We start from the raw sequence: 24513 nt of genomic DNA, 5'->3' as shown, positions 1-24513 counted from the left end.
AGTCAATGGAGGAAACTATTTATGGCTATCGCCTCGACGACCAAGCGCGGGCTAACAGATCCTGACAAAGCAGCGCAAATTCTCGCCGCCATTCCCGACCATGAACTCGACTCACAACGCCGGATGAATTATTTCGTGACGCCGCGCTGGAAGCGGCTCAGCGAATATGAAATCCTGACTCTCTACACGCAGCCCAACCCGGACTGGATCGCCGGCGGTCTTGATTGGGGCGATTGGACCCAGAAATTTCACGGCGGCCGGCCATCCTGGGGCAACGAAAGCACAGAGCTTCGCACGACCGATTGGTATCGTCACCGTGATCCGGCTCGCCGCTGGCATGCGCCCTATGTCAAGGATAAAGCCGAAGAGTGGCGCTACACGACGCGTTTCCTCGAAGGCTATTCGGCCGAAGGAGCCGTGCGCTCCATCGATCCGACATGGCGCGACGAGATTCTCAATAAATATTGGGGTGCATTGCTGTTCAGCGAATACGGACAGTTCAACGCGCATTCGTCGGTCTCACGCGACGCTCTGTCCGACACGATCCGGTCGACGGCGACGTTCGCCGCGCTCGACAAGGTCGACAATGCCCAGATGATCCAGCTTGAGCGCAACTTTCTGTCGAAAATCGTCCCGGGCTTCCCGGAATCGACAGATGGCCCGAAGAAACTGTGGCTCACCGACCCGATCTACCGCGGCGCGCGCGAAACCGTGGAAGAAGCCTGGCAGGGAATTCAAGACTTCAATGAAATCTTGTGGGCCGTGCATGGCGTCTACGATCCGCTGTTTGGCCAGTTTGCCCGCCGCGAATTTTTTGGCCGCCTCGCGGCTCACTATGGCGACAGTCTGACGCCGTTCTTCCTCAATCAGACGCAGACCTACTTCCAGACCACAAAAGCCGCGATGAGCGATCTGTTCTTCTATTCGCTCGGAGACGATCCGGAATTCGGCGACCACAACCGGACCTGGCTTCGCGCCTGGACCAACAAATGGCTGCAGAAGACCGCCGAAGCCCTCCACGACTTCCTTGGCATATACGCGAAGGTGGACAAAGTTGCGGGCGTCAGCGACGCGGCCGGCATCAAGGCGGCCGTCGGCCGGGTCGTGAACGACTGGGTCGAGGATTACGCGAAGAAGATCGACTTCAAGGTCGACGCCGGTCAGCTGATCGCCAGCATTACTCGTGACGTCAAGTGAAGGTGTAGGAACATGACAGCAAAGAATGCATATAACGCTGGCATCATGAAGAAATCTGGCGAGGCTTTTGCGGCGGAATTTTTCGCCGAGGAAAACCAGGTCGTTCATGAGTCGAATACGGTGGTTCTCGTGCTCATGAAAAGCGACGAGATCGATGCGATTGTCGAAGAGCTCATCATGGGCGAAGAGGCGAAGCGCAATCCGACCCTGGTTGTCGAGGATCGCGGCGGCTTCTGGTGGATCAAGGCTGACGGCAAGATCCAGATCGATACGGAAAAGGCGAGCGACCTGCTCGGCAAGACCTACAGCATTTACGATTTCCTCGTGAATGTGTCATCGACCATCGGTCGCGCCTACACGCTCGGAAACACCTTTACCATTACATCCGAGCTGATGGGTCTCGATCGCAAGCTCACTGACGCCTGAGCGATCGATAGGGAGGAACAAGAAATGCCAAACTACAATATCCATGAAAATCCCGTGCGATCGGACTGGCTTGAAAAAATCGCCGAGCTGAAGTCGGTGAAGGACGCCACAGCCTTCATCCAGGATTTCCGCAAGAAGAACACCTCGCCGTTCCGCACGTGCTATGCGCTCGACGTCGATTATCTCTTTATCGAAGCGAAGATCGAGGAGCGCCTCGCCGTCCTGAAATCGTCGACCTTCTCCGCCGCCGATCTCTTCACGAAGGCGACCACCGGAGAGACGGCTCAAGCTGTCGCCGACGACTGGATCGCCAAGATGGACGCGGAAAAGGACAAGTTCGCCGCCGAGAAAATCCTGATCACCTTCCGCCAGCTCTACAAGCCGCCGGTGCTCCCGGTGAATCTGTTCTTCAAAGTGGATACCTATCTCGGCAGCCGTCTGATGGAGCTGCGGAATACTGACTACTATGCGGATTCGCTTGAAGACTTGCGCAAGAAGCGCGGCGTCAAGGTGTTGAGGCTCGGCAACGTGGCTTGACGATGCCATGCGTTTTCGGGCGTCGGATGGTTCTTCCGCCGGCGCCCGGACGAAAATCGGGGAGCGCTTTTGGTATGGCTGCGACAATAGACGTTGATCAAGAAGAAGAGAATGTTTTGACGGCCTCCCCGATCGGTCGGGGGTCGTTCGCGGAATGCTCGACACGCATCGAGATCTTCAGCGAAGGCCGATACCGGGCATTCGTCCAGGATCTCGAATGCATGTGGCGGTGGGAGATCCACCGGGACGGCGACTTCGTTCAGGAAGGATGCTCGCTCAGCGAATCGTCATCCCGGGAAGCGGTTGGCCACGTCGTGTCGTTTTATCAGCGGCGCGATCTTGGCGACGTCAGCAGGGCGGACGTACAGACTTAAGCCCCGCGAGCAAAGAGCGTGCGTTGCGAATTGCCTGATCAGCGACGTTTCGGCCGGCATCCGAAGGCGGATCGGGCATTTGAACAACTCGGGGTCGCGCGCTGCGCAAGTGGCTCAACGCCTGACCGCCGGCGTCGAACGGCGCTGAACTTTTCTCAAGAAACTGATCGCAAACGCGATCCTCCATTCGAGGATTTGGGGACGAAAACATGTTCAAGGTGCGCGCGATAACTGAGGATCAGCATGATCTGACCTTCGAATGTTCGCCGAGCGAGGACGTCATCTCTGCTGGTCTGAAGAGGGACGTGATTTTGCTCGCCTCTTGCCGCGAAGGCGGCTGCGCGACGTGTAAAGCTGAGATCGTCGACGGCGATTACGAGCTTGGCGGCTGCAGCGTGCAGGCTCTCCCGCCGGACGAAGAAGAGGCTGGGGTGGTTTTGCTCTGCCGGACCTTTCCGAGAAGTGATCTTGTTCTTCATTTGCCCTACACTTTCGATCGTATTTCCTTTCATAAGGTCAATACAGACTGGCAGGGTGAGATTGTCGCCGTGGAGCGGATCTCCTCCAATGTAGCGCGGCTGCAAATCGAGCCGAAGGATCCAGAAACGGGCGGCCCGATCAGCATCCCTTTCGTCCCCGGTCAATATGTCGATATCGAGATTCCGGGCTCCCCCGTCAGCAGATCCTATTCCATGGCGACGACGAGCACGCAGTCGCGGCTCGATTTCCTGATCCGTCTATTGCCCGACGGGCAGTTCTCGAATTTTTTGACGACGGCGGCAAAGCCAGGACTTGCCGTCAAACTGCGTGGTCCGTTCGGGGCGTTCAACCTGCGCGAGAACGGTTTTAGGCCTCGCTATTTCGTCGCTGGCGGAACCGGCCTGTCTCCGGTCCTGTCCATGATCCGGTACATGCAGCAGGAGCAGCATCCGCAGGAAGCGAAGCTCTTTTTCGGCGTCACCCACCAGCACGAACTGTTCTATCTCGAAGAGCTGAAAAAGCTGGAAGAATCGATGCCGAACTTCAGCGCTCACGTCGCGGTGATGCAGCCGGACGGCAATTGGCAGGGCAGCCGAGGCACCGTCGTCGACGATCTGCTCAAACATCTTCGAGGAACGAAGGCGGCGCCCGATATTTACATGTGCGGTCCGCCGGGAATGATCGACGCGACCTTCGCGGCTGCAGCAAATTATGGCGTCCCGAAAGATCACGTCTATGTAGAAAAGTTCCTTGCAACAGGGCAGAATCAGGCCGCAGAGTAGGAGACTTTCGAGGCCTTCGCCTCTCAGGATGGTGCTCAGCTATGTACACCGTGGTCCAAATGCCGAAACACTTGAATCCGGAGGCCATTGCGCCGGAACAGGACTCGGGACTGTTCGGCGTCGATCGGCCGGGCGTCGCGTGGGATTGGATGATGCAGACCGGTCAGCCGCCCGAAGGCGACGACTGGGTGCGGCCGCAAGTGTCGGAAGCCTGGTACAGATGCATCGAAGAATACAGGCTTTCGCCGCGCACGAACCTTCTTCGTCCGCATGCGATCATGGATTTCGAGAATGGCGCCCGCGCGACGTCGGCGACCAATCTCGACGTCAGGACGGCTCTGGCGACCATGGCGTTCAATCTGCAGCCAGCGCTGCGGGACACGAGCGTCAGCCTGCTTTTGGCCGACAGCGCCGGCACGCTCATTCACGCGCTCGACGCCGGCTCCAGTCTCGGCCCGATGGGTCGTCGCCTGGTGCGGCTCGGCGAGAGCTGGAACGAACTCATCATCGGCAACAACGGGTTGGGGACCGCCGCCGTGTTGCGCGAACCTGTCGCTTTCGACGGCAAAGAGCATTTCTCCTCCATCCTGCATCCCTTCGCGACAGTTGGCCATCCGCTTTTCGCGCATGACGGAAGCCTCGTCGCCCTGCTTGGCCTCATCACCGATCAGCGTTCATCCGCACAAACGCTGCTCGGCTTCGTTCGGATCGCCGGCTATCTCGTTGAAACCAATTTGTTCGAGTGTCAGGCTCCCGGCGCCTTCATGCTGCGGATGCGCCTGAACAATATTAGCGCTGGTCTGACCGGCCAGGATTGTCTGCTCGACGGCCTCATCTCGCTTGATGAACAGGGCAGGATCGTCGGCGCGACGCGCACGGGACTCAATCTGCTGCGCGCCGACCTTCACTCGGATATTCTTTTCAAAAAAGTCGAGGCGGTTCTCGGAGTCACGCTTGGCGATCTGCGCGCCTGCGCGCGCCAGGGCGAACCGATCGAACTGGAGATCCCGCACGGCTGGCGGCTCAAGGCGGAATTCATCGTCAGGAGGCGGCCCGAGAAGGACGTTGTCCAATCCAGCCGCGTCTCCACCGTCAAGGGCTTAAGCCGCGCCGCCCCGGGCGCGACCCCGGGCCGCGGCGGCAAGGCAGGAAACGGCGAAGAATGGCGCGACGCCGTCCTCGAAGCCGCACAACAAAAGGCGATCAATCTCCAGAAACAGAAGATACCGATGCTGATCACCGGCGAGTCCGGCGTCGGCAAGGATCATTTGGTGCGGATGATTCATGCGCAGGGCATCCGCAAGGGGCGGCCCCTTGTTCTTGTGAATTGCGCCGCAATCCCGCGCGATCTGATTTCGAGCGAGCTGTTTGGCTACGTGCCCGGCAGTTTCACGGGCGCCCGCACCGGCGGCAAGACCGGCAAGTTCGTCGAGGCGCATACAGGCGTTCTGTTCCTCGACGAAATCGGCGATATGGCGCTCGATCTCCAGACCGCGCTGCTCTGCGCGCTTGACAGTTCCGAGATTGTGCCAGTCGGCGGCTCGAAACCGGTCAGGGTCGATGTTCAAGTCATCGCGGCGACCAATAGCGATCTTCCGGACTGCGTCAGGAAGGGAGCGTTTCGACGCGATCTCTACTACCGGCTGAACGGCGCTCAATTCTGGTTGCCGCCTTTGCGGGAGCGTCCCGACAAGCTCGGCTTGATCGAGCATTTGTGGGAGCTCGAACTCAAGGCGCAGGGAGTCGACGAGCCCAAGACGCTGAGCGCGGAAGTGTGGGATATTTTCGAGCGCCATCCATGGCCGGGCAATATTCGTGAATTGCTCAATGTGTTGCGGTCCTGTTTGGCCATGACCACAGGCTGCGAAACCCAGGTTTCCGATCTTCCGATCGACTTCCTCAAGGAGATGAGCGCTTCATCCCAGGGCGACGAAGAGGGAGAGGCCACACTGTCGACGCTTTCCAGATGGCGGCCCCCGCTGGAGGCCAAAGCGCTTGCCGACTGGGAGGCGGATGCGATCCGTTCGGCCCTCGCCAAGACGGCGGGCAACATTTCAGAATCCGCGCGCCAGCTCGGGATCACGCGCGCGACTTTGTACCACAAAATGGCGCGGCTCGGTTTGCGTAAATGAGGGACAGGACGGCGCCATAGCTGGGAGAGAAAAATGGACGAGGACGTCGAACAATTTCTCGCCGCGATGGCAAAAAGCGCCGACGCCACGACGCATGAACTGGAGATCGAGGAAGCGGCGCTGCGCGCGCTTGTCGGCGCCGCGCGCGCCGAGGAGTTGGAGCTGCTTTGGACGCAGCAGCTTGATCCCGCCGACGAGGAAGACATCAAGCGCTACATGGATTGGAACGACAAGAAGCTGATCTGGATCTGGCGCCGTCTTGAACGCTCGCGCGAGCGGCGCGTCGCGGCGGGACGCGCTTATATGATTAACAGTCAGGACTCTGCCGCGCCGGGGATCTCTACCCCGGCAAAATCGGGCGCGCGGCCCCGCAAACCTCTTTGAGGCGGCGTCGCCGCGCCACGCTTTTGACGCCGCCCGGAGGCGATCTTGGATCGAGTAAATCCAGCCCTATCCTGATCCAACAAGGCTTTGCGCGTCGCCGCGCGAAGAGACTGTGACGCGTTGCAAGCCAAAAACAACATGCGCAACGAACAAGAACACATGTGACTAAAGAGAACGCGGTCGGCGTTCCAGGTGAGGAAACAATGGCAAAAGATATTCGCTATGGCGACACCGTCCGCCGCAAGATGCTCGCGGGCGCGAACCTACTGGCCGATGCGGTTCAAGTGACTCTCGGACCACGCGGCCGCAATGTGGTGATCCAACATCGCACCGCAGGAATTCTACCGGTCATAACCAAGGATGGAGTCACCGTCGCGCGATCGATCGCCGTTGACGATCGATTCGAAAGCGCCGGAATCAACATGTTCAAGGAAATGGCGGGCCGCGTTTCGAAGGAATGCGGCGACGGCACGACGACGACCATCGTGCTCGCCCGCTTCATCGCCCGCAAGGTGCTGCGGGCGATGAGCTCGGGACTTGATCCCAACGGACTGCGGACGGGGCTGGAGCTTGCAACGCAGACCGCAGTCGAGGACCTGAAGCGGCGGGCGAAGAGCTGCGCCGATGAACGCTCGATCGTTCACATTGCCGCGACCGCGTCAAATGGCGATTTATCTGTCGGGGAGATGCTGGCCGCCGCCTTCAAAAAAGTCGGCCCGAACGGCATCGTCAACGTCAGCCTCGGCAATGGGACGAGCGACGAAATCACATTTCAGGAAGGCGCGCATTGGGAACAGGGTTGGCTCTCGCCCTATTTCATGACGGACAAGACGCGCCGCATTGCAGAACTGACAAACCCTTACGTTCTGCTTTACGATCGCCCGATCAAGCAGTTCGATGCGTTGATCCCAATCCTGGATCAGGTGCGGCAGGCCGAAGGATCTCTGTTGATTATCGCCGACGACGTCGAGGAGGCGGCGCTCGGCGGGATTTTGCTCAACCATATCCGTTGCGTCCTGAAGGCCGTTGCGGTGAAGCCGCCGGCCTATGGCGATCGCCGCAAGGAGACCCTTGCGGACCTTGCCTGTCTTCTCGGCGGTCGAGCGATCCTCGAGGGCAATGGCGACGAACTGAGCCATGTAAAGCTTGCTGATCTCGGCCGCGCGAGCCGCGCCGAGATCACCGAGAGTGAGACGACCCTTTTTGGCGGCGCCGGCGACGCCGACAAGATTGCCGAGAGGGTGCATGCGCTCCTGTTTGAGACTGAACGTCTTCAGAAAAACGATAGGGGCTCTCCAACGGGAAAGCTGCACGACCTCGAGGAATTCGACGAGAGAATCGGCAATCTGTCCAGCGTCACCGCAACCATCCATGTTGGCGGCGATACGGAAACGGAAATGAAGGAGCGTCTCCAGCGCGTCGAAAATGCAAGAAACGCCGTAGCTGCGGCGCTGGCCGAGGGTGGACTTCCCGGGGGCGGCGCAGGGCTTCTACGCTGCCGAAAAGCCCTGAGCGGCCTCTCGTCCACGGATATCGCCGTCAGGCACGGCATTCAGATCATCGCTGACGCGGTGGGCGAACCCTTGCGCCGGATCGCCGACAATTCCGGCAAGGACGCGCTAGCCGTGGCGTATGAGACGCTGGCCTCGAGCGATGAAGCTTTCGGCTTCGATGTGAGAGCAGGACGGCTCGGCGATTTGTTCGAGGCCGGCGTGATCGATCCGTTACGCGTGACGCGCCTTGCCTTGCAGTACGCCGCCATCACGGCGAGCACACTCATGACGACGGAATGCGTCGTCGCGAATTTACCGCCAGACGATCCGACCTTTGGCTATACGGGAGAATGGGCGGCGGCGACGCGCGAAGATCCGCGTTTGTGAGATCCTTGTGACTGCGTGACAAGAGCCTGTGCCGCGCCGAAATGCTCCAGGGGGCGCAGTCGTCGCCCCCCAACATGCAAAAGGACGCCCGAAGCGACGTGCGCCCTGTTTACAATTCCGTCGGAAAGCCGATCCGCGCTCAACCCAAAGGCCGCCGTCGATACGCTTTTGGCTCGCTCGCCGGATGCCGCGGCGTCGCAGGCCGGCCAATTTTCTCTGCCGCCGGCTCTAGAGCAAAAGCCTATCTGACTGGAACGGGCGTTTGCTCTACCCTTGTTTCAACGCATGCGCTTGGTCCAAAAAGCCCTCAGCTTTTTGGGTGGATGCTCGGCCTTGGCGAGCCGCCTGACGGGGCGCATCAGGCCCCCCTGTTCAGATGACATACGCTGTATAGAAAACACAGATCAATTCCCGCTAAAAGCCTGTAGCAATCTTGTCGCCGATCTGTATTCTCTTGTAAATCTACCAGCTAACACATTGTTAAAGCTTATATTTATCTGATTATTTGTCTTTGTTGCGATTGTTGTCTGATGCCGCCCCGACTGGCACGCCTCCTGCGATTGCTTTGTCAGCAAGGCGAACGCGAAACAGGCGGGCGCCAAGAATCCGATTAAAGCGGGAGGCGCGTCAATGAACAACACCAGGATCTTCTTGTTTGTCGGGGCCGGACTCATGGCCGTCCTTTGCGGTGGAGCGAGCGCGGAAGATCCTTCGCGCGCGTTCATCGACCGTTTGTCCGGCGAGCCGTTCAGAACCAACAGCGTCGGGCCGTCTTCGACCAAGATCGAAACAAACCCGGCGCAAGCCTATATTGAAAGGCTGTCCGGCGCCACGCAGGTCGCCGAGCGCGTTGGGCCGGGTACGACGGCGATTACCACCGACACGACTCAAGCCTTCATCGATCGCGTGGCGACGCCACATGCTTTCACGACCCGCAGCGCAAGCACAGGCCAGTAAGGCTCCGCAGCCGCTCATTGAGCCTGTTTCTGCACTGCCCGCATGAAGATCAATCGACCACCTAAAGGCCGATTTTTCGCTACTTAGAAATATATCTTGAACACCAAGAAAAAAGAAAAATCAAAGGGACATGCGTCATGAACGATCCAAGGAGGCAGTATCTCGCCGGAACTCCGGCCCTGTCCAAGACTCAGATAGGCGTCTTCTTGAAGAGCTATGGTCTGCGCGCGACCCGGCAGCGCCGGGGCCTCGTGAGGCTGCTTTTCGGCAAGAACGATCGGCATATAACAGCTGAAACTTTGGCTAACGAGGCTAGAACCGCGAATATCCATACATCGATGGCGACAGTCTACAACGTTCTAAATCTGTTTGCTCAGGTGGGTCTGATCCGCAGTCTGGCGATCGAGGGAGACAGAGCCATTTTCGATACGAACACAAGCGACCATTGTCACTATTTCTTCGAAGATACAAAGGAGGTTCGCGATATCGAATCGAGCGAAATGAACCTCGCCAATCATATCGAGGCGCCCGACGGCTACGAGGTTTCCAGGGTGGACGTGGTCGTGACGCTGAAGCGAAAGGACCCGACACCGCCTGCGCGGGCAGCTCTGTGACGCGTCGTGCGCGCTTCGATCTCTAATTGAATCGTATATATCCGCCCTTCGATAGATCGCAAAAGGCGCGCGGGCGATCGCGCCATGGGCATCCGAATCGGTGCCACAAAGCTGGGCCACTATTATTCCTGACGCTTTCCTTCGGGCGTCCTGCGGAAGCCCCGTCCCGCAGGACGTCTTTTTTTATGGACGAGCCGTAATTGGTTGTCAGGTTGGCGTAGCGTGATGGGCCGCCCTCGCATAGGTCGTGCGCGCGGCTACGACGGGCGCGATGTTGGATCGCAAATATATTCATTCTAAACATTATGAATGAGCCGGCGCCCGCCGAACGCAGCTTCTTCTTCAAGCGCGCTCGCCGCGCCGCCGTTCCCGGCGATCAATCTGACGTCGCGGTCTCGAGGCGACCCGCATTTCTGGGCCCGCCGCCTATTCTGGCATATCGGCAAAGGCTGGCGCGCCAAATCGCAGCGACACGCGTTAGGGTGCTAATGCTTTGCAAGACCCAGTATGTAAGCGGCAATGGAGTCCGTTTCTTCTTGATCCAGTATAATGTTCGGCATGGTCGGGTGGGAGGACCGAAGGAAGACTTTGATCGCGAGTTCGCTTGTCGACGACATACGGCTGATGTCGAGGAAGCTGGGAGCCGTCGAGTTCGCAGGTTGCTGCGTTGCAACGGGGCCAACCTGATGACATTCGCTGCAGACTTGCTCGGCGAGTTGCCGGCCGACGGCTGGATCTGCCGCCTGGGCGCTGGCGGCGGCCAAGACAGCGAGTGGGGCCAGAAGCGCTATTGCAAATGGATTGAATTTTATCATTTCGATCGACTTCCACTTGTCACTTCGGCTTAGCCGTCTTTGCAACAGGCGACCAATTCGATTCAGGTTCTTCCGCTGATTGTGAATGAGCGTCTTTTTGAGCCGGTTCAACCCCATTCCCGGGCCAGGCTGACCCTCGACATCGATCGTGGCGATCCTCGCGTCCAGCAGCTCCCGCGTGCGCGGATAGCCCAAACAGAGCTGACGCGCCTGAGCCGGCGCGTCGCCCTAGCCAGACCGGCAACTGAACCGCTCAAGCGAGCTTGAGCCGATCGGCGTTGGCCGAAACGTGCTCGCGATATCGGCAAACCACTTCATCGAATGAGCCACCGGCGATCAATGTGGAAATAGCCTCAAATCCGGCGTCGATCTTTTCCTTGACCATCAGGCTGGACTCGTCGCTAGCCGATGAGCCGCCCATAGCCAGCTTCATCAACCGAAGCCCGATAACGCTGTTTGATTCAATCAAGAGTGAGGTGAAGGCAACTGAAGAACTGAACATTGAGGCTGCTCCCGGCAGCCGCATGCTGCAATGAGGTGAATACAAACATAACATAGAAGTTCCGCCAGGCGCATGCTGCGTTTCGCTTTCGCACAGGCATCCTCGGCGGGGCGAGGGAAAACGCGCCAGCGCGCAAACCGGCCCGCGCAGAATGAGCGTCGCAACGATACGTTGCAAATCTGCAACGAAGCTGGATATAGCGGCCTGCCGATTTTTACATAACGGAGGCAGACTTAAATTGGAATAAATACATAGATTTTAGGAGGCCTTTACTTCGGCGTTTGCCGCCGCCTAACGTGAGCTTGTGCCTCGCAAGCCAGCCAGCGCCTCCCGTATCGCAAGCCAGCCAGCGCCTCAATCCATCACAAAAAGGGCTGGATATGTCTGTTCGAACAGGGGTGGCCACAGCGGCCGCAGCCACTTTCTTCGCCATCGCGCCAGTCCACGGACAAACCGCGCCGGCTCCAACTCAAGACGCCGTTCCGGCCGCCGACGCCGCTGCGCCGGATGCGGGGCTGAGCGGCGCGATCTCGCTCGATCAGATCACCGTGACGTCGACCAAGACGCCGGAACAGGCGATCGACGCCCTTTCTGCGTCGAGCGTTGTCGACACGTCGCAAATCAATGTCCTTCAGCCCTCGAAAGCGTCGGGCGTTCTGCAAGACATTCCGGGCGTGACGACGCAGGAAAGCCAGAATGATCCAGGCCAGTCCGTGAATATTCGAGGCCTGCAGGATTTCGGGCGCGTCAATATTTTGGTCGACGGTGCGCGCCAGGATTTTCAGATCTCCGGCCATAACGCAAACGGCACCTATTATCTCGATCCGGCGTTCATCGGCCGTGCGGACGTCACGCGTGGACCGGTCTCCAATATTTATGGATCGGGCGCTATCGGCGGCGTTGTTTATTACACAACAAGGGGCGTCGACGACGTTCTCGCGCCCGACAAGATCTATGGCGCCTCGCAGACGATCGGCCTCGGCTCGAACAGCCGCGAGATCCTGACGAGCACCGCGGGCGCCGCGCGCTTTGGCGATTACGCAGATCTTTACGCGCAATTCGTCTATCGCGGCCTCGCCTCCTATTTTGACGGCGTTGGAGACAAGGTGGCGGATACGGGAAGCACGATCGCCGGCGGGCTCTTCAAGGCCAACATTCGCCCGGCGGAAGGTCAGCAGATCACTGTCTCGAGCCTCAATCAAAGCTACAATTTCACGAATAACGGCACGAGCAATGCAGGAAGCCGGTTTTCCGACCACGTAACGACCGGCAATTACACGCTGGGCTACACAGCCGCGCGGCCGGATCTGCCATGGCTCGACTTCAGCGCCAAGGCATACTACACGACGACCAAGAACCAGCAAACCGCGTTGGCGCCGGACGCGACCTACGAGGCGCTCGGCGTTGTACCGGGAGACCCGCTTGCCGACTCCATGTCGACAATCGGCTTCGACATTCACAACACGTCGCGCTTTGATACCGGACCGCTCAGCCACGAGCTGACCTATGGCGGCGACAGCGCCTGGGACCACGTTAACACTTTCGACAATGCGGGCGGATTTGTCTCGGCTCTGACGCCGTCCGGCAACCGCCGCCTTTCCGGCGGATTCGTTCAGGATCAGCTGCGCTATGGCGGCTGGCTGCGGTTCGTCGGCGCATTGCGATATGATGATTACAGTCTGACCGGCGACGGCGTTAACTCCGGGGGCGGCCATCTCTCGCCAAAAATCACGATCGGCGTTACGCCCGTTCAGGGAATCGAACTTTACGGACTTTATGCTGAAGCCTATCGCGCGCCATCGGTCACGGAGACTTTTATCGAGGGCGTGCATCCCTTCCCGGCCTTTAACATCCTGCCCAATCCGGATTTGACGCCTGAAACCGGCCACAACTTTGAAGGCGGCGTCAATATAAAATACGACAATATCCTCGCGCAGGGCGACAAGCTTCGCATCAAAGCCAATGTATTCTCGAACATCGTCGACAATTACATCGATTTTGAGCCGGTCGGTCCATCTTTTCTCGTACCTTTCATTCCCGGAGCGCCGACGTCGCTTTGCAATGTCGCGCCCTTTCTCTGTTTTCCGATTACGTCCTATCAATATGTCAACATCGCGCAGGCGCATCTCTACGGCGTCGAGCTCGAGGGCGGCTATGATTGGGGCGGCGGCTTTGTTGCTGTCTCGGGCGCGCATATCAATGCGCGCAATGTGAGCGCCAACCAGCCGCTCATTACATCGATTCCCGACAAAATCAGCGGCACGTTCGGCCTGCGCTTTCTTGACCAGCAGCTGACCATCGGCGCGAGAGCCGTGTTCGTCGCGCCGAGCGTTGAGCTTTACGACGACACCGGAGCGACGACCAATGAGCCCACAAAAGGATACGGGCTTCTCGACCTCTTCGCGTCCTATAAATTCAGTGAATCGGTGAACGCCGATCTCTATCTCAAGAACGTGTTCAATCAGCAATACACACAATATCTGAACACGCTGCCGAGCGCGGGCTTCGGCGCCAAGGCCTCGCTCACCGTTAAATTTTCGTCGATGTGATCGACGCGCCAATCAGGAGAGACACCATGTATATCGCTATGAATCGTTTCAAAGTGCGCAAGGGTGAAGAGCCGGCTTTCGAGGCGGTCTGGCGCGCGCGTGAAAGCCGCCTCCACGAAATGACCGGATTTTCCGCCTTTCATCTGCTGCGCGGACCGGAGAGTGAAGACCACACGCTCTATGTGTCGCACACGATCTGGGACAGCCACGCCGATTTTTTCGCCTGGACCAAATCGGAGCAGTTCCGCGACGCGCATAAGGATGCGGGCAAGGGTCCGTCGCTCACGATAGGACATCCGGCCTTCGAAGGGTTCGAGGCGGTCGAACTGGCCGATGTGACGGCCTGACGGGCCGAATGGCGAGGCGCGCCCCAGGGTTTATATCTGGGGCGCCGCCGCCCGGCGGCTCGGCACGATAAAAGGAATATTGCCGGGCGGCGGAGCGCCAACCTTGACGTCGAGCCGAAAGACCTCGGACATCAATGCGTCGGTCATCACCTTTGCCGGCGCTCCGCGCGCGGCGATCTTGCCATTGTTTAGGACGATGAGATCGTCGGCGTAGGCCGCGGCAAGATTTAGATCGTGGATCACCGCGACGACGGCCACGCCTTCTCCCGCCAGCCGCGCGGCGGCGTCGAGCAGGTCGAGCTGGTGACGGAGATCGAGATTTGCGGTCGGCTCGTCGAGGAAAAGGATCTGTCGCTCGGCCACGGTGCGCCCCGCCGCGAGTTGGCCCAGCACGCGAGCGAAATGAACGCGCTGCCGCTCCCCGCCGGAGAGGGTCCCGATCAATCGCGAGGCAAGGTGTGAGACATCGGCCGTCTCCAGCGCCCTGCCGATCAAAGCGCTTTTTTCCCCGCGCGACAGGGACCGGCCGACGCCGTCAACACCGAGGCCTGCGACCTCCCGCACCGTAAAGGGGAGCGAAACCGCGCCGCTTTGCGGCATCACCGCCCGAATGCAGGCGAGCCGCCAGGGCTGGAACGCGGCGAGATTTCCCCCGAGCAGGATGACGCCGCCGTCGCTTGCGCGGAGTTCGCCGGTGAGCAGCTTCAGCAAGGTGGACTTGCCGGCGCCATTTGGTCCTATGACGATCGTCATCCGTCCGCCCGCCAGTTCGAGCGAGGCGTCGGCGATCAGGACGCTGCTCCCGGCGCGATAGGTCAAGCTTTCCGCCGTGAGGATCGCATCTGTCATTCGAAATGGCGCATTCGGGTCGAGAGAAGCCAAAGGAAGAACGGCGCGCCGATAAGCCCGGTCAAAATGCCGATCGGCGTCTCGGCCGGCGCTGCGATGGTGCGCGCAAGAATGTCGGCGAGCACGAGCAATGAGCCGCCGAGGAAGATGCTCGCCGGAAGAACGAGACGGTGGTCGGCGCCGACCGTGAGACGAATGAGGTGCGGCGCGACGATGCCGATGAAGCCGATCGGACCCGCAAGCGCGACGCCGACGCCGACCGCCAGAGCGGCAAGCGCAATCATGATGCGCTTGTCCCGTTCGACGCGAACGCCAAGGTGAAAGGCTTCGGCCTCCCCAAGCGCAAGCGCGTTGAGGCTCCGCGCCAGAAAGGGGGCGGCGAGAAAAACCGGCGTTATCAGCGCCGCTGCGACGGTCGCCTTGGACCAGTTTGCGCCGCCGAGGCTGCCAAGCAGCCAGAACGTCAGATCGCGCAACTGGCGGTCGTCGCTGATCGTGGCGAGGAGCCCGGTCAGCGATCCGGCGAAAGAGCCCACCCCGATCCCTGCGAGCAGCATGGTCGCGATCGACGTGCGGCCGAGGCGCGTCGATAGGACATAGAGCAGCGTCGTCGCGACGAGGCCGCCGAGAAACGCGGCGATGGGAAGCGCCCACACGGAATAGGCCGACATCAGCGGCGCTGCGATGCGGTCGCCAAGGACAATCGCCGCGGCGGCGGCGAGCGCCGCTCCAGCAGAAATGCCGACCACTCCGGGATCGGCAAGCGGGTTACGAAACAGGGCCTGCAGCAACGCGCCGGACAGCGCGAGCGCGCCGCCGATGAGGAAGCCGAGAAGCGTGCGCGGCAATCTGATGTTGAGCACGATCATGGCGTCCGCCGATTGCGCAAACTCGCCTTGCAGGATCAGGACGATACGCGCAGGCGCGATCGCCGCCGCGCCAAGAGCGATCGACGCCAGACCGGTCAACAGGCACGCGACGCTCAAAATGGCGATCGTCGCAATGAATTTTTCGCGAGACGAATCCCTGTCTTCGCGCCGGCCGTCGCGCCTGGCGAAGAAGGTCACGGCGCCGCCGTCGCAAGCGACGGATAAAAGGCCTCGATCAGAGCCCGTGCGGCGTCAGGCGTGCGCGGACCGAAGCCCAATAAAAAGAGTCCATCCAAGGCGACAAGCGCGCGCGTTTTGGCGGCCGGCGTCAAAGCGAAAGCCGGCGACGCGAAAACAGTCTCGGCGTCGATACGATGATCACCATTTTTCATCATGAGCACGACGTCAGGAGCGGCGGACGCAATCGCCTCGTCGGTCATCGGCTTGTATCCGTCAACGTCCTCGGCCGCGTTGACGGCCCCCGCGAGCGCCAGCATGCTCGCGGCCGATGTGTTGCGCCCGCCGACGAGCGTGCGTCCGTTGGCGAATGACAGCACAAAAAGCGCGCGGACGGGTTTGATGATTCTTGCCCGCAATGCATCGAGCGCCGCGAACCCCGCGCCGACCTCGCGATTGAGCTTCGCCGCAGCGTCCTTGGCGCCGACGGTTTCGCCCAGAATTTCGATCTTCCGGCGCACGCCCTCCGGCGTCGGCGCGTCAGGAACGATGTCCAAGGGCGCCCCGGCCGTGCGAATCAACTCAAGCGCGGCCGGCGGCCCCGCTCCTTCGATGGCAAGAACGAGCGTCGGCCGCAAGGACAACACCCCCTCGGCCGAAATCGCCCGGACGTAACCGATAGACGGTTTGTCGTGAAGAGCGGACGGCGGAGCAAGACTGGTCGAATCGACGCCGACAATCTTGTCCTGAGCGCCAAGCGCATAAAGGATCTCAGTTATCGAGCCGCCGAGCGCGACAATGCGCGACGCCTCCGCCCACGCCGCCGTGTTGGCCGTGAGGAAGGCAAAGGCAAGCACGATTGCCGCGAGCCGCATGAAGGTCGAAGGTTGTTTGAGATCGGGACACGATTTCACGATCGCGCTCATTTGGTCAGAAGGAGTTTGTCGTTCGACGTCAGGCGCAGACGATAGCGCTCGCCGCCGTGCAGGATGATGATTTCGCGTCGAGAGGCGAACAAATCCTCCGAGGAAACCACATGCGCCTCCTCCGGCGCGGCATCCGAATTGGGAGGCGGATCGTCCGACTTAATATTACTGTGCTTCATGGGCGTTGCTGCACTTTCGGCACGCAAAGCAGTTTAGAATTACCTTAATTCTAAATAGCCAATTCTGTTCTAAGCTTGCGTATCCGATAAGACTTGGCGGGGTCAACAGGCGTTCGCCTCGGGTGGTTTCATTAACTTCGTCACCGCCTCAACTGCGTCGTGTTTTGATGTCTTGACGCGTGCTGGAAAACTTCCGCGGTTCGACCACAGGCAGCGCGCCGCCCGGCTTAAGATTTTGACAAAAGCGGCGCCCCGAGCCCGAAGCAGGCGCTAAGACAATAGCGAAGCCGAACTTGCTCCCGCGCGCCTGGCGTGATTCTCTCGGGCGGCGAGGGTGACGCAGGACGCCGCTCGGAGCGACGAAGGGATCGCGGATAAAGTGGGTCGTTGTTCAGGTTGGGATTGTTGGCGGCCTGACTGGCTGACCTGGCGATCGCTCACGCCCAGCGAACTTGTCGCCTTCGTCACCCCATTCCGCCGCGCTAAGCGCTTCGGGACGCACAAACGTCAGTGCGGCCATTAGGCGCCGCGCGTTTTCGGCAATCCTTCGTATGTCACGGTCGCCCGGAGCAGGCCACCGAACGCCTTTCGCTCGACGACGGCCGCACGGAGCTCCCGCGCCTCTCGGAGGCTGGTCGCAGGATAGCCGCCCGTTGCGAGCGTCTCTTGGGCGCCGCCAAGCGATAACCGAGCCGCCACCGCTTCAACCAGTTATGCATGTCAGCAGACGTCGCAAAACGTTATTTGGTGCGGCTGCAGGAGTCATATATACGCCACATCTAGTTGATATTTAAGCCTATAATTTGTCGGCGCCGACTTCAAGGCCAGCAATAAGGCCAACAATTTTAACTGGTAGCAAGCTTTGGGTGTCCGGACCGTGATAGAAATCAGCGCAAAATTTGCGAGTCGGCATCGGGCTCGTGAGCCGCTACAGCCACTGTCTTGTTGGCAACCCAGATGCGGCCGCAGCCCGAACGATTACCCGCAGCTGTCTCGCGCCACCAAGCTCGTATTGCCACGACTTTCGTTCGCCGCCGCGACGCTCGCCCTATGAACCGCCGTTACGCTTCGGGCCGATTCTAAGAGATCATTGCTTACGCGTCGAGTGATAGTATCGCGGCAAAGATGATTGCGATCCGAGGCGGCTAGCTACCCCGATGGGGAAAGATATCCGGGGCCATTCCCATAAGATGGGCGATGACCTGGCGCACGGTTTCAGAATCCGGCGCAGCGCCCGTCTCAGCTCCGTATTCCTGCATTGAGTCTAGAATTTGGCCTGACGCGCGCCCGACACCGCGCCGTAGCTGGTTAGAGTGGTCAGCACATCGTCATGCCCAAGGTTCTGGCTCCAAGCTTTGAGTTCTTCTGGTGTTTTGCAGCGCCGCTCGCCCATCATGGTTAAGGTGTCGCGACATAAATGAGGATTCGAGTACGGAAGCCCTGCCGCCTCGAATGCCCGGCGGAATATACGGCGGATTGCATCACCGCCTCGCCAATGTTCGTGCTTCAACCCAGCGGCCTCAAAATACCCGCTTTCCCCGACCGCGACGCGCGTCGCCGGAAACAATGGATCATCCGGTCCGTAGAGCTTCTCCCGCGTCAGATACCGAATCCAGTTTGAACGATGGCTTCGACGTCCGCACCGACCGGGAAAAAGTTCGATGTGAAGGTCTTGCGGTTTTTGGCGTGGACTTGTCGGGCGTCTTGGAACACCGTTCGTTGCGCGACGTCGACATGGCGCAGCGACATGGAGGCCATCGCGTCGTTGCGCGCTCCGCTCAGGAGCGCGAACGCGACCAGAGCGCGATCGCGTTTTTCTATATCAGTTTCACTCGGCATGAACGCGATGACGTGGCATACCTGTTCGTGAGTTGCGGCGACGCGCTTTCGCACGGCTTTTGCGATGCGGCCATCATTGTTAGATGGATTAAAATAATCCGCATCCGAATAAGCAATGCGCTTGTAACCGGGTTCCCGAGCCAGCCATTTGAAAAACGCCTTCAGGGCCATGAGGCGCGAATAGATCGTCGCCGTGGCCAATGATTTTCCCGTAGCCGGATTAATAGCGTCGGCAAGCTGGCGCTTGAATTTGCGGGCCTGCTCGATATGAAAGAGGCGGAAATCTCGATACCCTGTCGAGGTTTCGAAAAGCGCAATTGCGGCCGCCACCTGGTCGGCACTTGACTTGCTCATCCGCCTTGCCTCTTCGAGGTAAGCGAAATACCGTCGCTTGGTGCGTTCGTTCTGGGCATGATGTTTATGCATGGGTTTGGGGTTCCCCTAGCAAGTGCTCATTTGTGGAGGGGTCGGTCATCTCTCTTATGCGTTCGGGAGCCTGCCTAATCGTCACGTCCAATATCGCCTGAAGTTCCGGAAGTTTTGCGAGCGAGACGCGCTTGTGCATCACGCGGGTGCAGTCGCAGCAGAGAGCGCGGAGATTGCCGCTGCTGGCCGACAAAGGGACGAACTCCACCATGTCGGCCGCCGGCGCCTTGGGCGCACGACAGGCGAAGCAGAAGCACTCGTGGAGCTTGCAGGTCTGTTTCGCGGATTGGCGGTCTTGCCAAAATTGCGCCAGATCGGCGCCGAGGATCAGCAACGGCTTATGGTCCGAGATTGATGGCAGGCCACGCTTCAGCCAACGGCGCACGGTGGCCTTTCCGACCCCGCGAGCTCGCGCCGCCTCGTCGACGGTATAATTGCGGTGGCGATTGACGCCGCGACAGCTTGGAGGGCGACGCGCCATGTCACGACGCCCCCCGTTCGATCAGCGCCCATATGTCTTCGACGCGCCAGACCGTCGTGCGCGGGCCGAGCTTGACTGGTTTGGGAAACCGGCCACTTTTGACGCCTGCCCACCACGTCGACCGGCCAACGGGAATTGGTCCAATCGGCCCAAGGACAGACGTGAGACGGACGAATCCGGTGTGCGGAAAATCATTAACGCCAGCGCGAGGTCGAACGCCGGCGCCATCGCTCGATTGAGCCATGGACGATCCTTTTTTGTCTTAATCGACGATCCAGCGGCCCAAACGGTCTTTAACTGGCTGCGAGTCGCTGGTAGGATTGTCCCGCTCCTAGGTTGAGAACCCATACAGTCCTCTGATTCTATGGTATCTTTTCGCCATGATTTGAGTCGCGGGGGCGAATGTCATGGCGAAGAGTTTGTTTTGGCTGTCGGATGCGGCATGGGAGGCGCTGGAGCCGCATCTGCCGCGCGGCAAGCCGGGAAAGCCGCGGGTAGATGATCGGACCGTCATTTCAGGCATCCTGCATGTGTTGAAAACAGGATGCCGCTGGCGCGACGTTCCGCCAGCCTATGGGCCCCCGACGACGATCTACAACCGCTACAATCGTTGGTCGCAGCGCCGCGTCTGGCAGCGTCTCTTCGAGAAAATGGCGGCCGCCGGTCCCGTGCCGGACGAACTTTCCATCGACTCAAGCCATGTCAAGGCGCATCGCTCGGCGAGCGGTTCAAAAAGGGGGAGTTCGCGGAAGCGATTGGCCGCTCGCGCGGCGGAAGAACAAGCAAAATCCACGCTTTGGCCGATGATCGCGGCAGACCGGTCGCCTTTGCGCTGACGCCGGGAAACAAGCGATTCACCAAGACGCGCCAATCGGTTAAAAACCTATCCCCGCAAATCACTGGCAAATCACGATTTGACGGCGAATCTAATTTCTGGGGCTCGACGCTCTCCATATTCGACTTGATTCTCCGCTGTCTCACGGCGAAAATAGGCGTTTGATTCCCCTAGGGAGCGGCAAAGCAATCAATCATTTAGCTGGTTTCTGAGTTTCTTCTCACACAACGGTCTCACACAAGAGTTTCCCCCCGGGATGTTTTCCTGAGGGCGCGCCCCGCTCACCTCCGAGTAAGCCAGAGATAGTGTTCCGCATCCGGATCGGCCCACGTTTGAAGAACTTTTTCTAATTCCCGACCACGGACGAGTCGTTTCTAGCGCCCTCATATCCGTTGATTTCGCTCAGACTGTTTGTCCATGCGCTTAGCATCCTCGTCGAAGTCAAAAGCGATGCGCTCAAGCAACGCTGAGGTCCGGGGCCATTCCAGCGCGACCGCCTTTGCAAACCCACGATATTTTGCCGCGAGTTCCCGTTCTTGCGCGCCGCCATCGTCCGGTGATCGAATTGTCGCGCCGCGCCGGTTCGTAAGCGCCGCGATAGGTTAGCAGTTCTTGCAGATGCCGCGAAGCACGCGATCGCCATCATCGTGGATGGACCAGCCGGTAAGGGTTGGCGCCACTTCGTCGGTAATGTTCGGGCGCGGCACCGTCGCGCCGGTCGGCGCCAGATTGGCCCTGTTCGCCAATCCATCGCTGTTAGCGTTCTGAGCGCTCGATGAATGCGTTCAGATCGTCTTCGAATATGAGCCGGACGGCCCGGAACGAACGGCGGCGCGCCAGAGACAGGCCGTCGCCGGCGGCGCTAGCAAGGCTCGCAAAGGCTCGCCGTCACGGTTTGGGAGGCGGAGCGCCCGCCGCCTGGCGCGTCAGCGCCATCGCATAACGCCGAGGATGTTCGAGCGCTCGTCCGTCCAAAGCGCGGAGCCGGGCTTCGGCGTGTCCCAGCTGTCTCCGAGAAAGTCGAGATTGCCGCCGGGCGCGGCTACGGCCACAACCTCGGCGCCAATGCGACGCAATCCGGCTCCCATTGGCGGCGCCAGGAGATGACGCGCGGGCGCGCCGGCGTCGGCGGCAAGTCGAGCCACCACTGGCGTCAAATCGAGGTAGCGGTTACTTACGTGAAACAGCACGATTCCATTCGGCGTCAGGCGCGAAAGATATAGCGCAAGCGCCTCTCTGGTGATCAGATGCATAGGGATGCTGTCGGAACTGAAAGCGTCAATGACCAGTAGATCGTATTTGACATTGGCGTCGGCCGCGAGGGTCAATCGCGCGTCGCCCAGCACGACGGCGGGACGGTTGCCGCAACCGGCCATGACGTGGAACCAGCGCTGGTCGCGGGCGAGGCGCTCGACCTCTGGATCGATTTCCCGGAAGGTCCAGGCTTCGCCGGGATGCGCGTAGCAGCCGAGGCCGCCGATCCCGAGGCCAAGCACGCCGACTGCAGCGATCGGCGCGCCGCGGCGAGCAAGCGCGGCGAACATCCGGCCGAACGGGCCGGCTGTGTCATAATAGCCGAGCGGCGTGAATTCCTCGCCAGGGCGGGTCCCCTGCATGCCATGAACGGTGGTGCCGTGCTGAAGCACGATAAGGTCTTCGCTTGGCACGCGGCGCACGCGGTGAACGCCAAAGAAATTCCGCGTGGTCGTCAAGGCGCCGGAGGCGTCCACAAACATTGGAAACAGCAGGCAACCGGCGAGCGCCATTGCGAGCCGCACACGACGTCCCGTGAACCAAAGCAACGCCGCCGCCGGGACCGCGACCGCCGCAATGCGCGCGGCCGGACGCAGGAACTCCGGTCCTGCAGGGCTCTCGGCCCAAAGCAACGCGACGGCTACACCCATCAGGACGACGGGGAGAAGCAAATCGCCGCGGATCGCCCAATTCTCCCGCGCCTCAGTGGGCAATCGGGGCGGCGGCGGACGCAACAGGCAGGCGGCGATCAAAAGGAGAGGATACTCAAAGGGGCCGCGGAACAGCGCGGGCGCCAGGAGCGCGCTAAACGACCCGCCGAGCGCGCCACCTATCGAGATCAGGAGAAAATAGCTGGTCAGGCGAGGTGCGTCGGGGCGCCTTTGCGCCAGCTCGGTGTGGCAAACCGCCGACGTCAGAGCAAAAACCACAAGCGAGAGAATCAGCCCCGCGGCGGCGGGCGTCCCATTGAGACCGGCTAGGGCGGCGGCGGCGAGCGCAATTCCCTGTAGCGGCAGTAACGCGCGTAGCCCGATCAGGGGGCGCCGCGAAAAAGCGAGCATGAAAGTCAGGATGTAAATTGTGAGGGGGGCGACCCAGAATAGGGGCGTCGCGGCAATATCGGTCGTGATGTAGGTTGTGACAGCCAGCATCAAAGCGGAGGGAACAAACGCCAGAATTATCCAGCGCAGCCCTTCCTGGACGGTCATGCCCGCTGCCGCGTCGGTTTGCGGGTCGGCCTGGTCGGCGAGGGGCGTGGCGCGACGCGACGCGACGACGCCGCAGGCCAGCACCGCCGCGGCGGTCGCGGCGAAGCCGAACGACCATAGCTGCGCCTGGCCCGACAGGCCCAGCGTCGTCTCGATGAGCACGGGATAGCCCAAAAGCGCCAGCAGACTGCCCGCGTTGCTGGCGACATACAGAAAGTAAGGGTCGTGCGCCCGCGGATGAGTGGTTCGCGAAAACCAATGTTGCAGCAGCGGAGCGGTGGCGGCGATCGCGACGAAGGGCGCCCCGACGGCCAGCATCAACCGCGCCAGCAGCCAGTCCGCCGGCTGCGCGCCGGCCGGCGGCGCATCCACGCCAAGCGACAAGGGCAAGAAAACCAGAGCTCCGGCAAGCACGAGCGCGTGCAGCGCGACCTGGCCCCGGGGCCGGCGCCACTCGGCCAGCCAGTGGGCATAGCAATAGCCCAGAAGCAGCGTCGCCTGGAAGAAGCAGACGCAAGTGTTCCAGACCGCCGGCGAGCCGCCGAGGCGCGGCAACAACATGCGCGAAACCATCGGCTGAACCGAGAACAGCAGGAACGCTGAAGCAAACAGCGCGACGACGAAGGCGAGAAGAAGCGCCGCGCCCGCAACCGGCTGGCGCTGGATCGCAGCGGGGATGTCGCGCGTCGCAATTGCCATGGCGTCGGCGCCCAGAATCGATGGTTAGGCGCGATGGACCCGTCATCGCATCGGATCGTCGTGGTTGCGTTCGAGAAGATTTGAGGCGCCGCCAAGCGTACTGCGGCTCCGCAGCGGAAGCACGTAGGACGCGCCAAGAGGCAATGGCGCCAACGCGGCGGACGGTAATCCTGTCCTAAGGCTCACGCTGGATGAACTTGTAGCTCGAATTCAACAGATTGATGTTGTTTTGTATCGTTGGGTTATCCGGATCGAGCTGGAAAGCTTCCGTGAATTTCTCCCGGGCCAGGATCAGTTTTCCGCGCAGCATATAGGAGTAACCCTGATTATTGAGAATTTGCGTCGTTGGCCCGCTGAGCTTTATCGCTTCGCGATAGGCGCGGTCGGCCAGATCGAAGCGTCTCAGATGGTCATAGGAGGCGGCAAGTCCAACCCACGCTTTCGGATCCTTCGGGGCCTTTTCCACCGCATCCTGAAAATACCGCTGCGCCGTTCCGTAAATCCCGCGATTGAAAAATTCCTGGCCGAGCCGCAAAGGTTCGTCCGAAGGGTAATAATTGACGTCTCCTGGTCTCTGAATCGACAAAGTGGTCCGTTCAGCATCAACATTTGCGGCCGGCGGATCTTCGCCAGGCAAGCAACCTGCAAGCAGGAAGGCGGCGAGTGTGGCGGTCAGTGGCAGAGTAACGCGCGCCATTGGATGGAATGTGCCCCTCAAATAGCGACCGGGCTGATCCAGTCGCGAAAGCCTCGCTCGGTCGGCGCTGCGGACCCTCGCCACCCGCCCTTATTGCC

At 60.3% G+C, this 24513-nt stretch carries 25 protein-coding genes and 1 pseudogene; 13 read left to right on the top strand and 13 right to left on the bottom strand.

The genetic code is table 11. The features are described 5' to 3' along the window. Positions 1–21 precede the first annotated feature (21 nt). The 10 genes from mmoY (at position 22) to irrA (ending at position 9763) form a co-directional block, all read left to right on the top strand. Positions 22–1197, top strand: a complete 1176-nt coding sequence (gene mmoY, locus CR492_RS17380; protein WP_102845000.1) for an aromatic/alkene monooxygenase hydroxylase subunit beta — start codon at positions 22–24, stop codon at positions 1195–1197. A 12-nt stretch (positions 1198–1209) separates the two neighbouring features. After that, positions 1210–1623 carry a methane monooxygenase regulator MmoB gene (gene mmoB, locus CR492_RS17375; protein WP_102844999.1) on the top strand — a complete coding sequence of 138 codons (414 nt, stop codon included), beginning with the start codon at positions 1210–1212 and terminating at the stop codon, positions 1621–1623. A 24-nt stretch (positions 1624–1647) separates the two neighbouring features. After that, on the top strand, positions 1648–2160 hold the full coding sequence (gene mmoZ, locus CR492_RS17370; RefSeq protein ID WP_102844998.1) for an aromatic/alkene monooxygenase hydroxylase subunit gamma: 513 nt from the start codon (positions 1648–1650) through the stop codon (positions 2158–2160). 2 nt (positions 2161–2162) lie between these two features. Continuing rightward, positions 2163–2534, top strand: a complete 372-nt coding sequence (gene mmoD / locus CR492_RS17365; RefSeq protein ID WP_348626730.1) for a soluble methane monooxygenase-binding protein MmoD — start codon at positions 2163–2165, stop codon at positions 2532–2534. A gap of 209 nt (positions 2535–2743) precedes the next feature. Beyond that, on the top strand, positions 2744–3796 hold the full coding sequence (mmoC, locus tag CR492_RS17360) for an aromatic/alkene monooxygenase hydroxylase FAD-binding subunit MmoC (protein ID WP_102844996.1): 1053 nt from the start codon (positions 2744–2746) through the stop codon (positions 3794–3796). Between the two features lie 41 nt (positions 3797–3837). After that, positions 3838–5928: a sigma-54-dependent Fis family transcriptional regulator gene (locus CR492_RS17355; protein WP_245412149.1), complete on the top strand. Its 2091-nt coding sequence runs from the start codon at positions 3838–3840 to the stop codon at positions 5926–5928. 33 nt (positions 5929–5961) lie between these two features. Then, the gene (locus CR492_RS17350) at positions 5962–6312 is read left to right on the top strand and encodes a hypothetical protein (protein WP_102844995.1); all 351 of its coding nucleotides are present in this window, start codon (positions 5962–5964) and stop codon (positions 6310–6312) included. 203 nt (positions 6313–6515) lie between these two features. After that, complete coding sequence (locus CR492_RS17345) at positions 6516–8192, top strand: Hsp60 family chaperonin (RefSeq protein ID WP_102844994.1); 1677 nt, start codon at positions 6516–6518, stop codon at positions 8190–8192. A gap of 630 nt (positions 8193–8822) precedes the next feature. Then, positions 8823–9149, top strand: a complete 327-nt coding sequence (locus CR492_RS17340; RefSeq protein ID WP_102844993.1) for a hypothetical protein — start codon at positions 8823–8825, stop codon at positions 9147–9149. Positions 9150–9286: 137 nt separating this feature from the next. Beyond that, on the top strand, positions 9287–9763 hold the full coding sequence (gene irrA / locus CR492_RS17335) for an iron response transcriptional regulator IrrA (protein ID WP_102844992.1): 477 nt from the start codon (positions 9287–9289) through the stop codon (positions 9761–9763). Between the two features lie 485 nt (positions 9764–10248). On the opposite strand, the gene CR492_RS21215 is transcribed toward irrA, so the two are convergent. Together CR492_RS21215 and CR492_RS17325 are read right to left on the bottom strand one after the other, a co-directional pair. After that, positions 10249–10773 (bottom strand): c-type cytochrome, encoded by a 525-nt coding sequence (locus CR492_RS21215; protein WP_245412148.1) that lies wholly within the window; start codon positions 10771–10773, stop codon positions 10249–10251. Between the two features lie 58 nt (positions 10774–10831). Beyond that, positions 10832–11080, bottom strand: coding sequence for a hypothetical protein (locus tag CR492_RS17325; protein WP_102844991.1), 249 nt, complete (start codon positions 11078–11080; stop codon positions 10832–10834). Positions 11081–11460: 380 nt separating this feature from the next. Here CR492_RS17325 and CR492_RS17320 point away from each other — a divergent pair, with 380 nt between their 5' ends. Together CR492_RS17320 and CR492_RS17315 are read left to right on the top strand one after the other, a co-directional pair. Next, positions 11461–13629 carry a TonB-dependent hemoglobin/transferrin/lactoferrin family receptor gene (locus CR492_RS17320; RefSeq protein WP_102844990.1) on the top strand — a complete coding sequence of 723 codons (2169 nt, stop codon included), beginning with the start codon at positions 11461–11463 and terminating at the stop codon, positions 13627–13629. A 26-nt stretch (positions 13630–13655) separates the two neighbouring features. After that, positions 13656–13976, top strand: a complete 321-nt coding sequence (locus CR492_RS17315) for an antibiotic biosynthesis monooxygenase family protein (RefSeq protein ID WP_102844989.1) — start codon at positions 13656–13658, stop codon at positions 13974–13976. A gap of 30 nt (positions 13977–14006) precedes the next feature. Here CR492_RS17315 and CR492_RS17310 read toward each other — a convergent pair whose 3' ends face one another. From CR492_RS17310 to CR492_RS17275, 8 genes are all read right to left on the bottom strand, one after another. Then, the gene (locus CR492_RS17310) at positions 14007–14825 is read right to left on the bottom strand and encodes a heme ABC transporter ATP-binding protein (RefSeq protein WP_102844988.1); all 819 of its coding nucleotides are present in this window, start codon (positions 14823–14825) and stop codon (positions 14007–14009) included. Continuing rightward, on the bottom strand, positions 14822–15892 hold the full coding sequence (locus tag CR492_RS17305; protein ID WP_102844987.1) for a FecCD family ABC transporter permease: 1071 nt from the start codon (positions 15890–15892) through the stop codon (positions 14822–14824). Before CR492_RS17305 ends, CR492_RS17310 begins: the two co-directional genes overlap by 4 nt. Continuing rightward, entirely contained in the window at positions 15889–16785 is an 897-nt protein-coding gene (locus tag CR492_RS17300; protein WP_245412147.1) for a heme/hemin ABC transporter substrate-binding protein, read from the bottom strand. Before CR492_RS17300 ends, CR492_RS17305 begins: the two co-directional genes overlap by 4 nt. Before the next feature lie 8 nt (positions 16786–16793). Then, positions 16794–16976, bottom strand: coding sequence for a hemin uptake protein HemP (gene hemP / locus CR492_RS17295; RefSeq protein ID WP_102844985.1), 183 nt, complete (start codon positions 16974–16976; stop codon positions 16794–16796). Positions 16977–18240: 1264 nt separating this feature from the next. Further along, positions 18241–18543, bottom strand: a complete 303-nt coding sequence (locus CR492_RS21210) for a hypothetical protein (RefSeq protein ID WP_245412146.1) — start codon at positions 18541–18543, stop codon at positions 18241–18243. Between the two features lie 32 nt (positions 18544–18575). Then, positions 18576–19241 (bottom strand): hypothetical protein, encoded by a 666-nt coding sequence (locus tag CR492_RS17285; protein WP_245412145.1) that lies wholly within the window; start codon positions 19239–19241, stop codon positions 18576–18578. After that, positions 19234–19722 carry a helix-turn-helix domain-containing protein gene (locus CR492_RS17280; RefSeq protein ID WP_146030312.1) on the bottom strand — a complete coding sequence of 163 codons (489 nt, stop codon included), beginning with the start codon at positions 19720–19722 and terminating at the stop codon, positions 19234–19236. The genes CR492_RS17285 and CR492_RS17280 overlap by 8 nt, the downstream gene beginning before the upstream one ends. 1 nt (position 19723) lies before the next feature. Beyond that, positions 19724–19966, bottom strand: a complete 243-nt coding sequence (locus CR492_RS17275) for a helix-turn-helix transcriptional regulator (RefSeq protein WP_102844982.1) — start codon at positions 19964–19966, stop codon at positions 19724–19726. 163 nt (positions 19967–20129) lie between these two features. On the opposite strand from CR492_RS17275, the pseudogene CR492_RS17270 reads away from it, so the two are divergent. Next, a pseudogene (locus CR492_RS17270) lies at positions 20130–20566 on the top strand (IS5 family transposase); the annotation flags it as partial. 593 nt (positions 20567–21159) lie between these two features. On the opposite strand, the gene CR492_RS20870 reads toward CR492_RS17270, so the two are convergent. From CR492_RS20870 to CR492_RS17260, 3 genes are all read right to left on the bottom strand, one after another. After that, positions 21160–21303, bottom strand: coding sequence for a hypothetical protein (locus CR492_RS20870; protein WP_180982594.1), 144 nt, complete (start codon positions 21301–21303; stop codon positions 21160–21162). A 180-nt stretch (positions 21304–21483) separates the two neighbouring features. Then, the gene (locus tag CR492_RS17265; RefSeq protein WP_102844981.1) at positions 21484–23718 is read right to left on the bottom strand and encodes a spermidine synthase; all 2235 of its coding nucleotides are present in this window, start codon (positions 23716–23718) and stop codon (positions 21484–21486) included. A 175-nt stretch (positions 23719–23893) separates the two neighbouring features. After that, the gene (locus CR492_RS17260) at positions 23894–24415 is read right to left on the bottom strand and encodes a tetratricopeptide repeat protein (RefSeq protein ID WP_102844980.1); all 522 of its coding nucleotides are present in this window, start codon (positions 24413–24415) and stop codon (positions 23894–23896) included. Positions 24416–24513 lie beyond the last annotated feature (98 nt).

This window comes from Methylocella silvestris (genome assembly GCF_002891535.1).
GTDB classification, from domain to species: domain Bacteria; phylum Pseudomonadota; class Alphaproteobacteria; order Rhizobiales; family Beijerinckiaceae; genus Methylocapsa; species Methylocapsa silvestris_A.
This window is presented reverse-complemented; position numbering and strand designations above follow the sequence as displayed.

Coding starts and splice junctions, on each gene's coding strand:
- CR492_RS17310 (WP_102844988.1), bottom strand. CDS start 14,825: ATGACAGATGCGATCCTCACGGCGGAAAGCTTGACCTATCGCGCCGGG.
- CR492_RS17285 (WP_245412145.1), bottom strand. CDS start 19,241: ATGCATAAACATCATGCCCAGAACGAACGCACCAAGCGACGGTATTTC.
- CR492_RS17280 (WP_146030312.1), bottom strand. CDS start 19,722: ATGGCGCGTCGCCCTCCAAGCTGTCGCGGCGTCAATCGCCACCGCAAT.
- mmoZ (WP_102844998.1), top strand. CDS start 1,648: ATGCCAAACTACAATATCCATGAAAATCCCGTGCGATCGGACTGGCTT.
- CR492_RS17325 (WP_102844991.1), bottom strand. CDS start 11,080: ATGTTCAGTTCTTCAGTTGCCTTCACCTCACTCTTGATTGAATCAAAC.
- CR492_RS17345 (WP_102844994.1), top strand. CDS start 6,516: ATGGCAAAAGATATTCGCTATGGCGACACCGTCCGCCGCAAGATGCTC.
- CR492_RS17265 (WP_102844981.1), bottom strand. CDS start 23,718: ATGGCAATTGCGACGCGCGACATCCCCGCTGCGATCCAGCGCCAGCCG.
- CR492_RS17340 (WP_102844993.1), top strand. CDS start 8,823: ATGAACAACACCAGGATCTTCTTGTTTGTCGGGGCCGGACTCATGGCC.
- mmoD (WP_348626730.1), top strand. CDS start 2,163: ATGCCATGCGTTTTCGGGCGTCGGATGGTTCTTCCGCCGGCGCCCGGA.
- irrA (WP_102844992.1), top strand. CDS start 9,287: ATGAACGATCCAAGGAGGCAGTATCTCGCCGGAACTCCGGCCCTGTCC.
- CR492_RS17260 (WP_102844980.1), bottom strand. CDS start 24,415: ATGGCGCGCGTTACTCTGCCACTGACCGCCACACTCGCCGCCTTCCTG.
- CR492_RS17315 (WP_102844989.1), top strand. CDS start 13,656: ATGTATATCGCTATGAATCGTTTCAAAGTGCGCAAGGGTGAAGAGCCG.
- CR492_RS17350 (WP_102844995.1), top strand. CDS start 5,962: ATGGACGAGGACGTCGAACAATTTCTCGCCGCGATGGCAAAAAGCGCC.
- mmoB (WP_102844999.1), top strand. CDS start 1,210: ATGACAGCAAAGAATGCATATAACGCTGGCATCATGAAGAAATCTGGC.
- hemP (WP_102844985.1), bottom strand. CDS start 16,976: ATGAAGCACAGTAATATTAAGTCGGACGATCCGCCTCCCAATTCGGAT.
- CR492_RS17320 (WP_102844990.1), top strand. CDS start 11,461: ATGTCTGTTCGAACAGGGGTGGCCACAGCGGCCGCAGCCACTTTCTTC.
- mmoY (WP_102845000.1), top strand. CDS start 22: ATGGCTATCGCCTCGACGACCAAGCGCGGGCTAACAGATCCTGACAAA.
- mmoC (WP_102844996.1), top strand. CDS start 2,744: ATGTTCAAGGTGCGCGCGATAACTGAGGATCAGCATGATCTGACCTTC.
- CR492_RS17355 (WP_245412149.1), top strand. CDS start 3,838: ATGTACACCGTGGTCCAAATGCCGAAACACTTGAATCCGGAGGCCATT.
- CR492_RS17275 (WP_102844982.1), bottom strand. CDS start 19,966: ATGGCTCAATCGAGCGATGGCGCCGGCGTTCGACCTCGCGCTGGCGTT.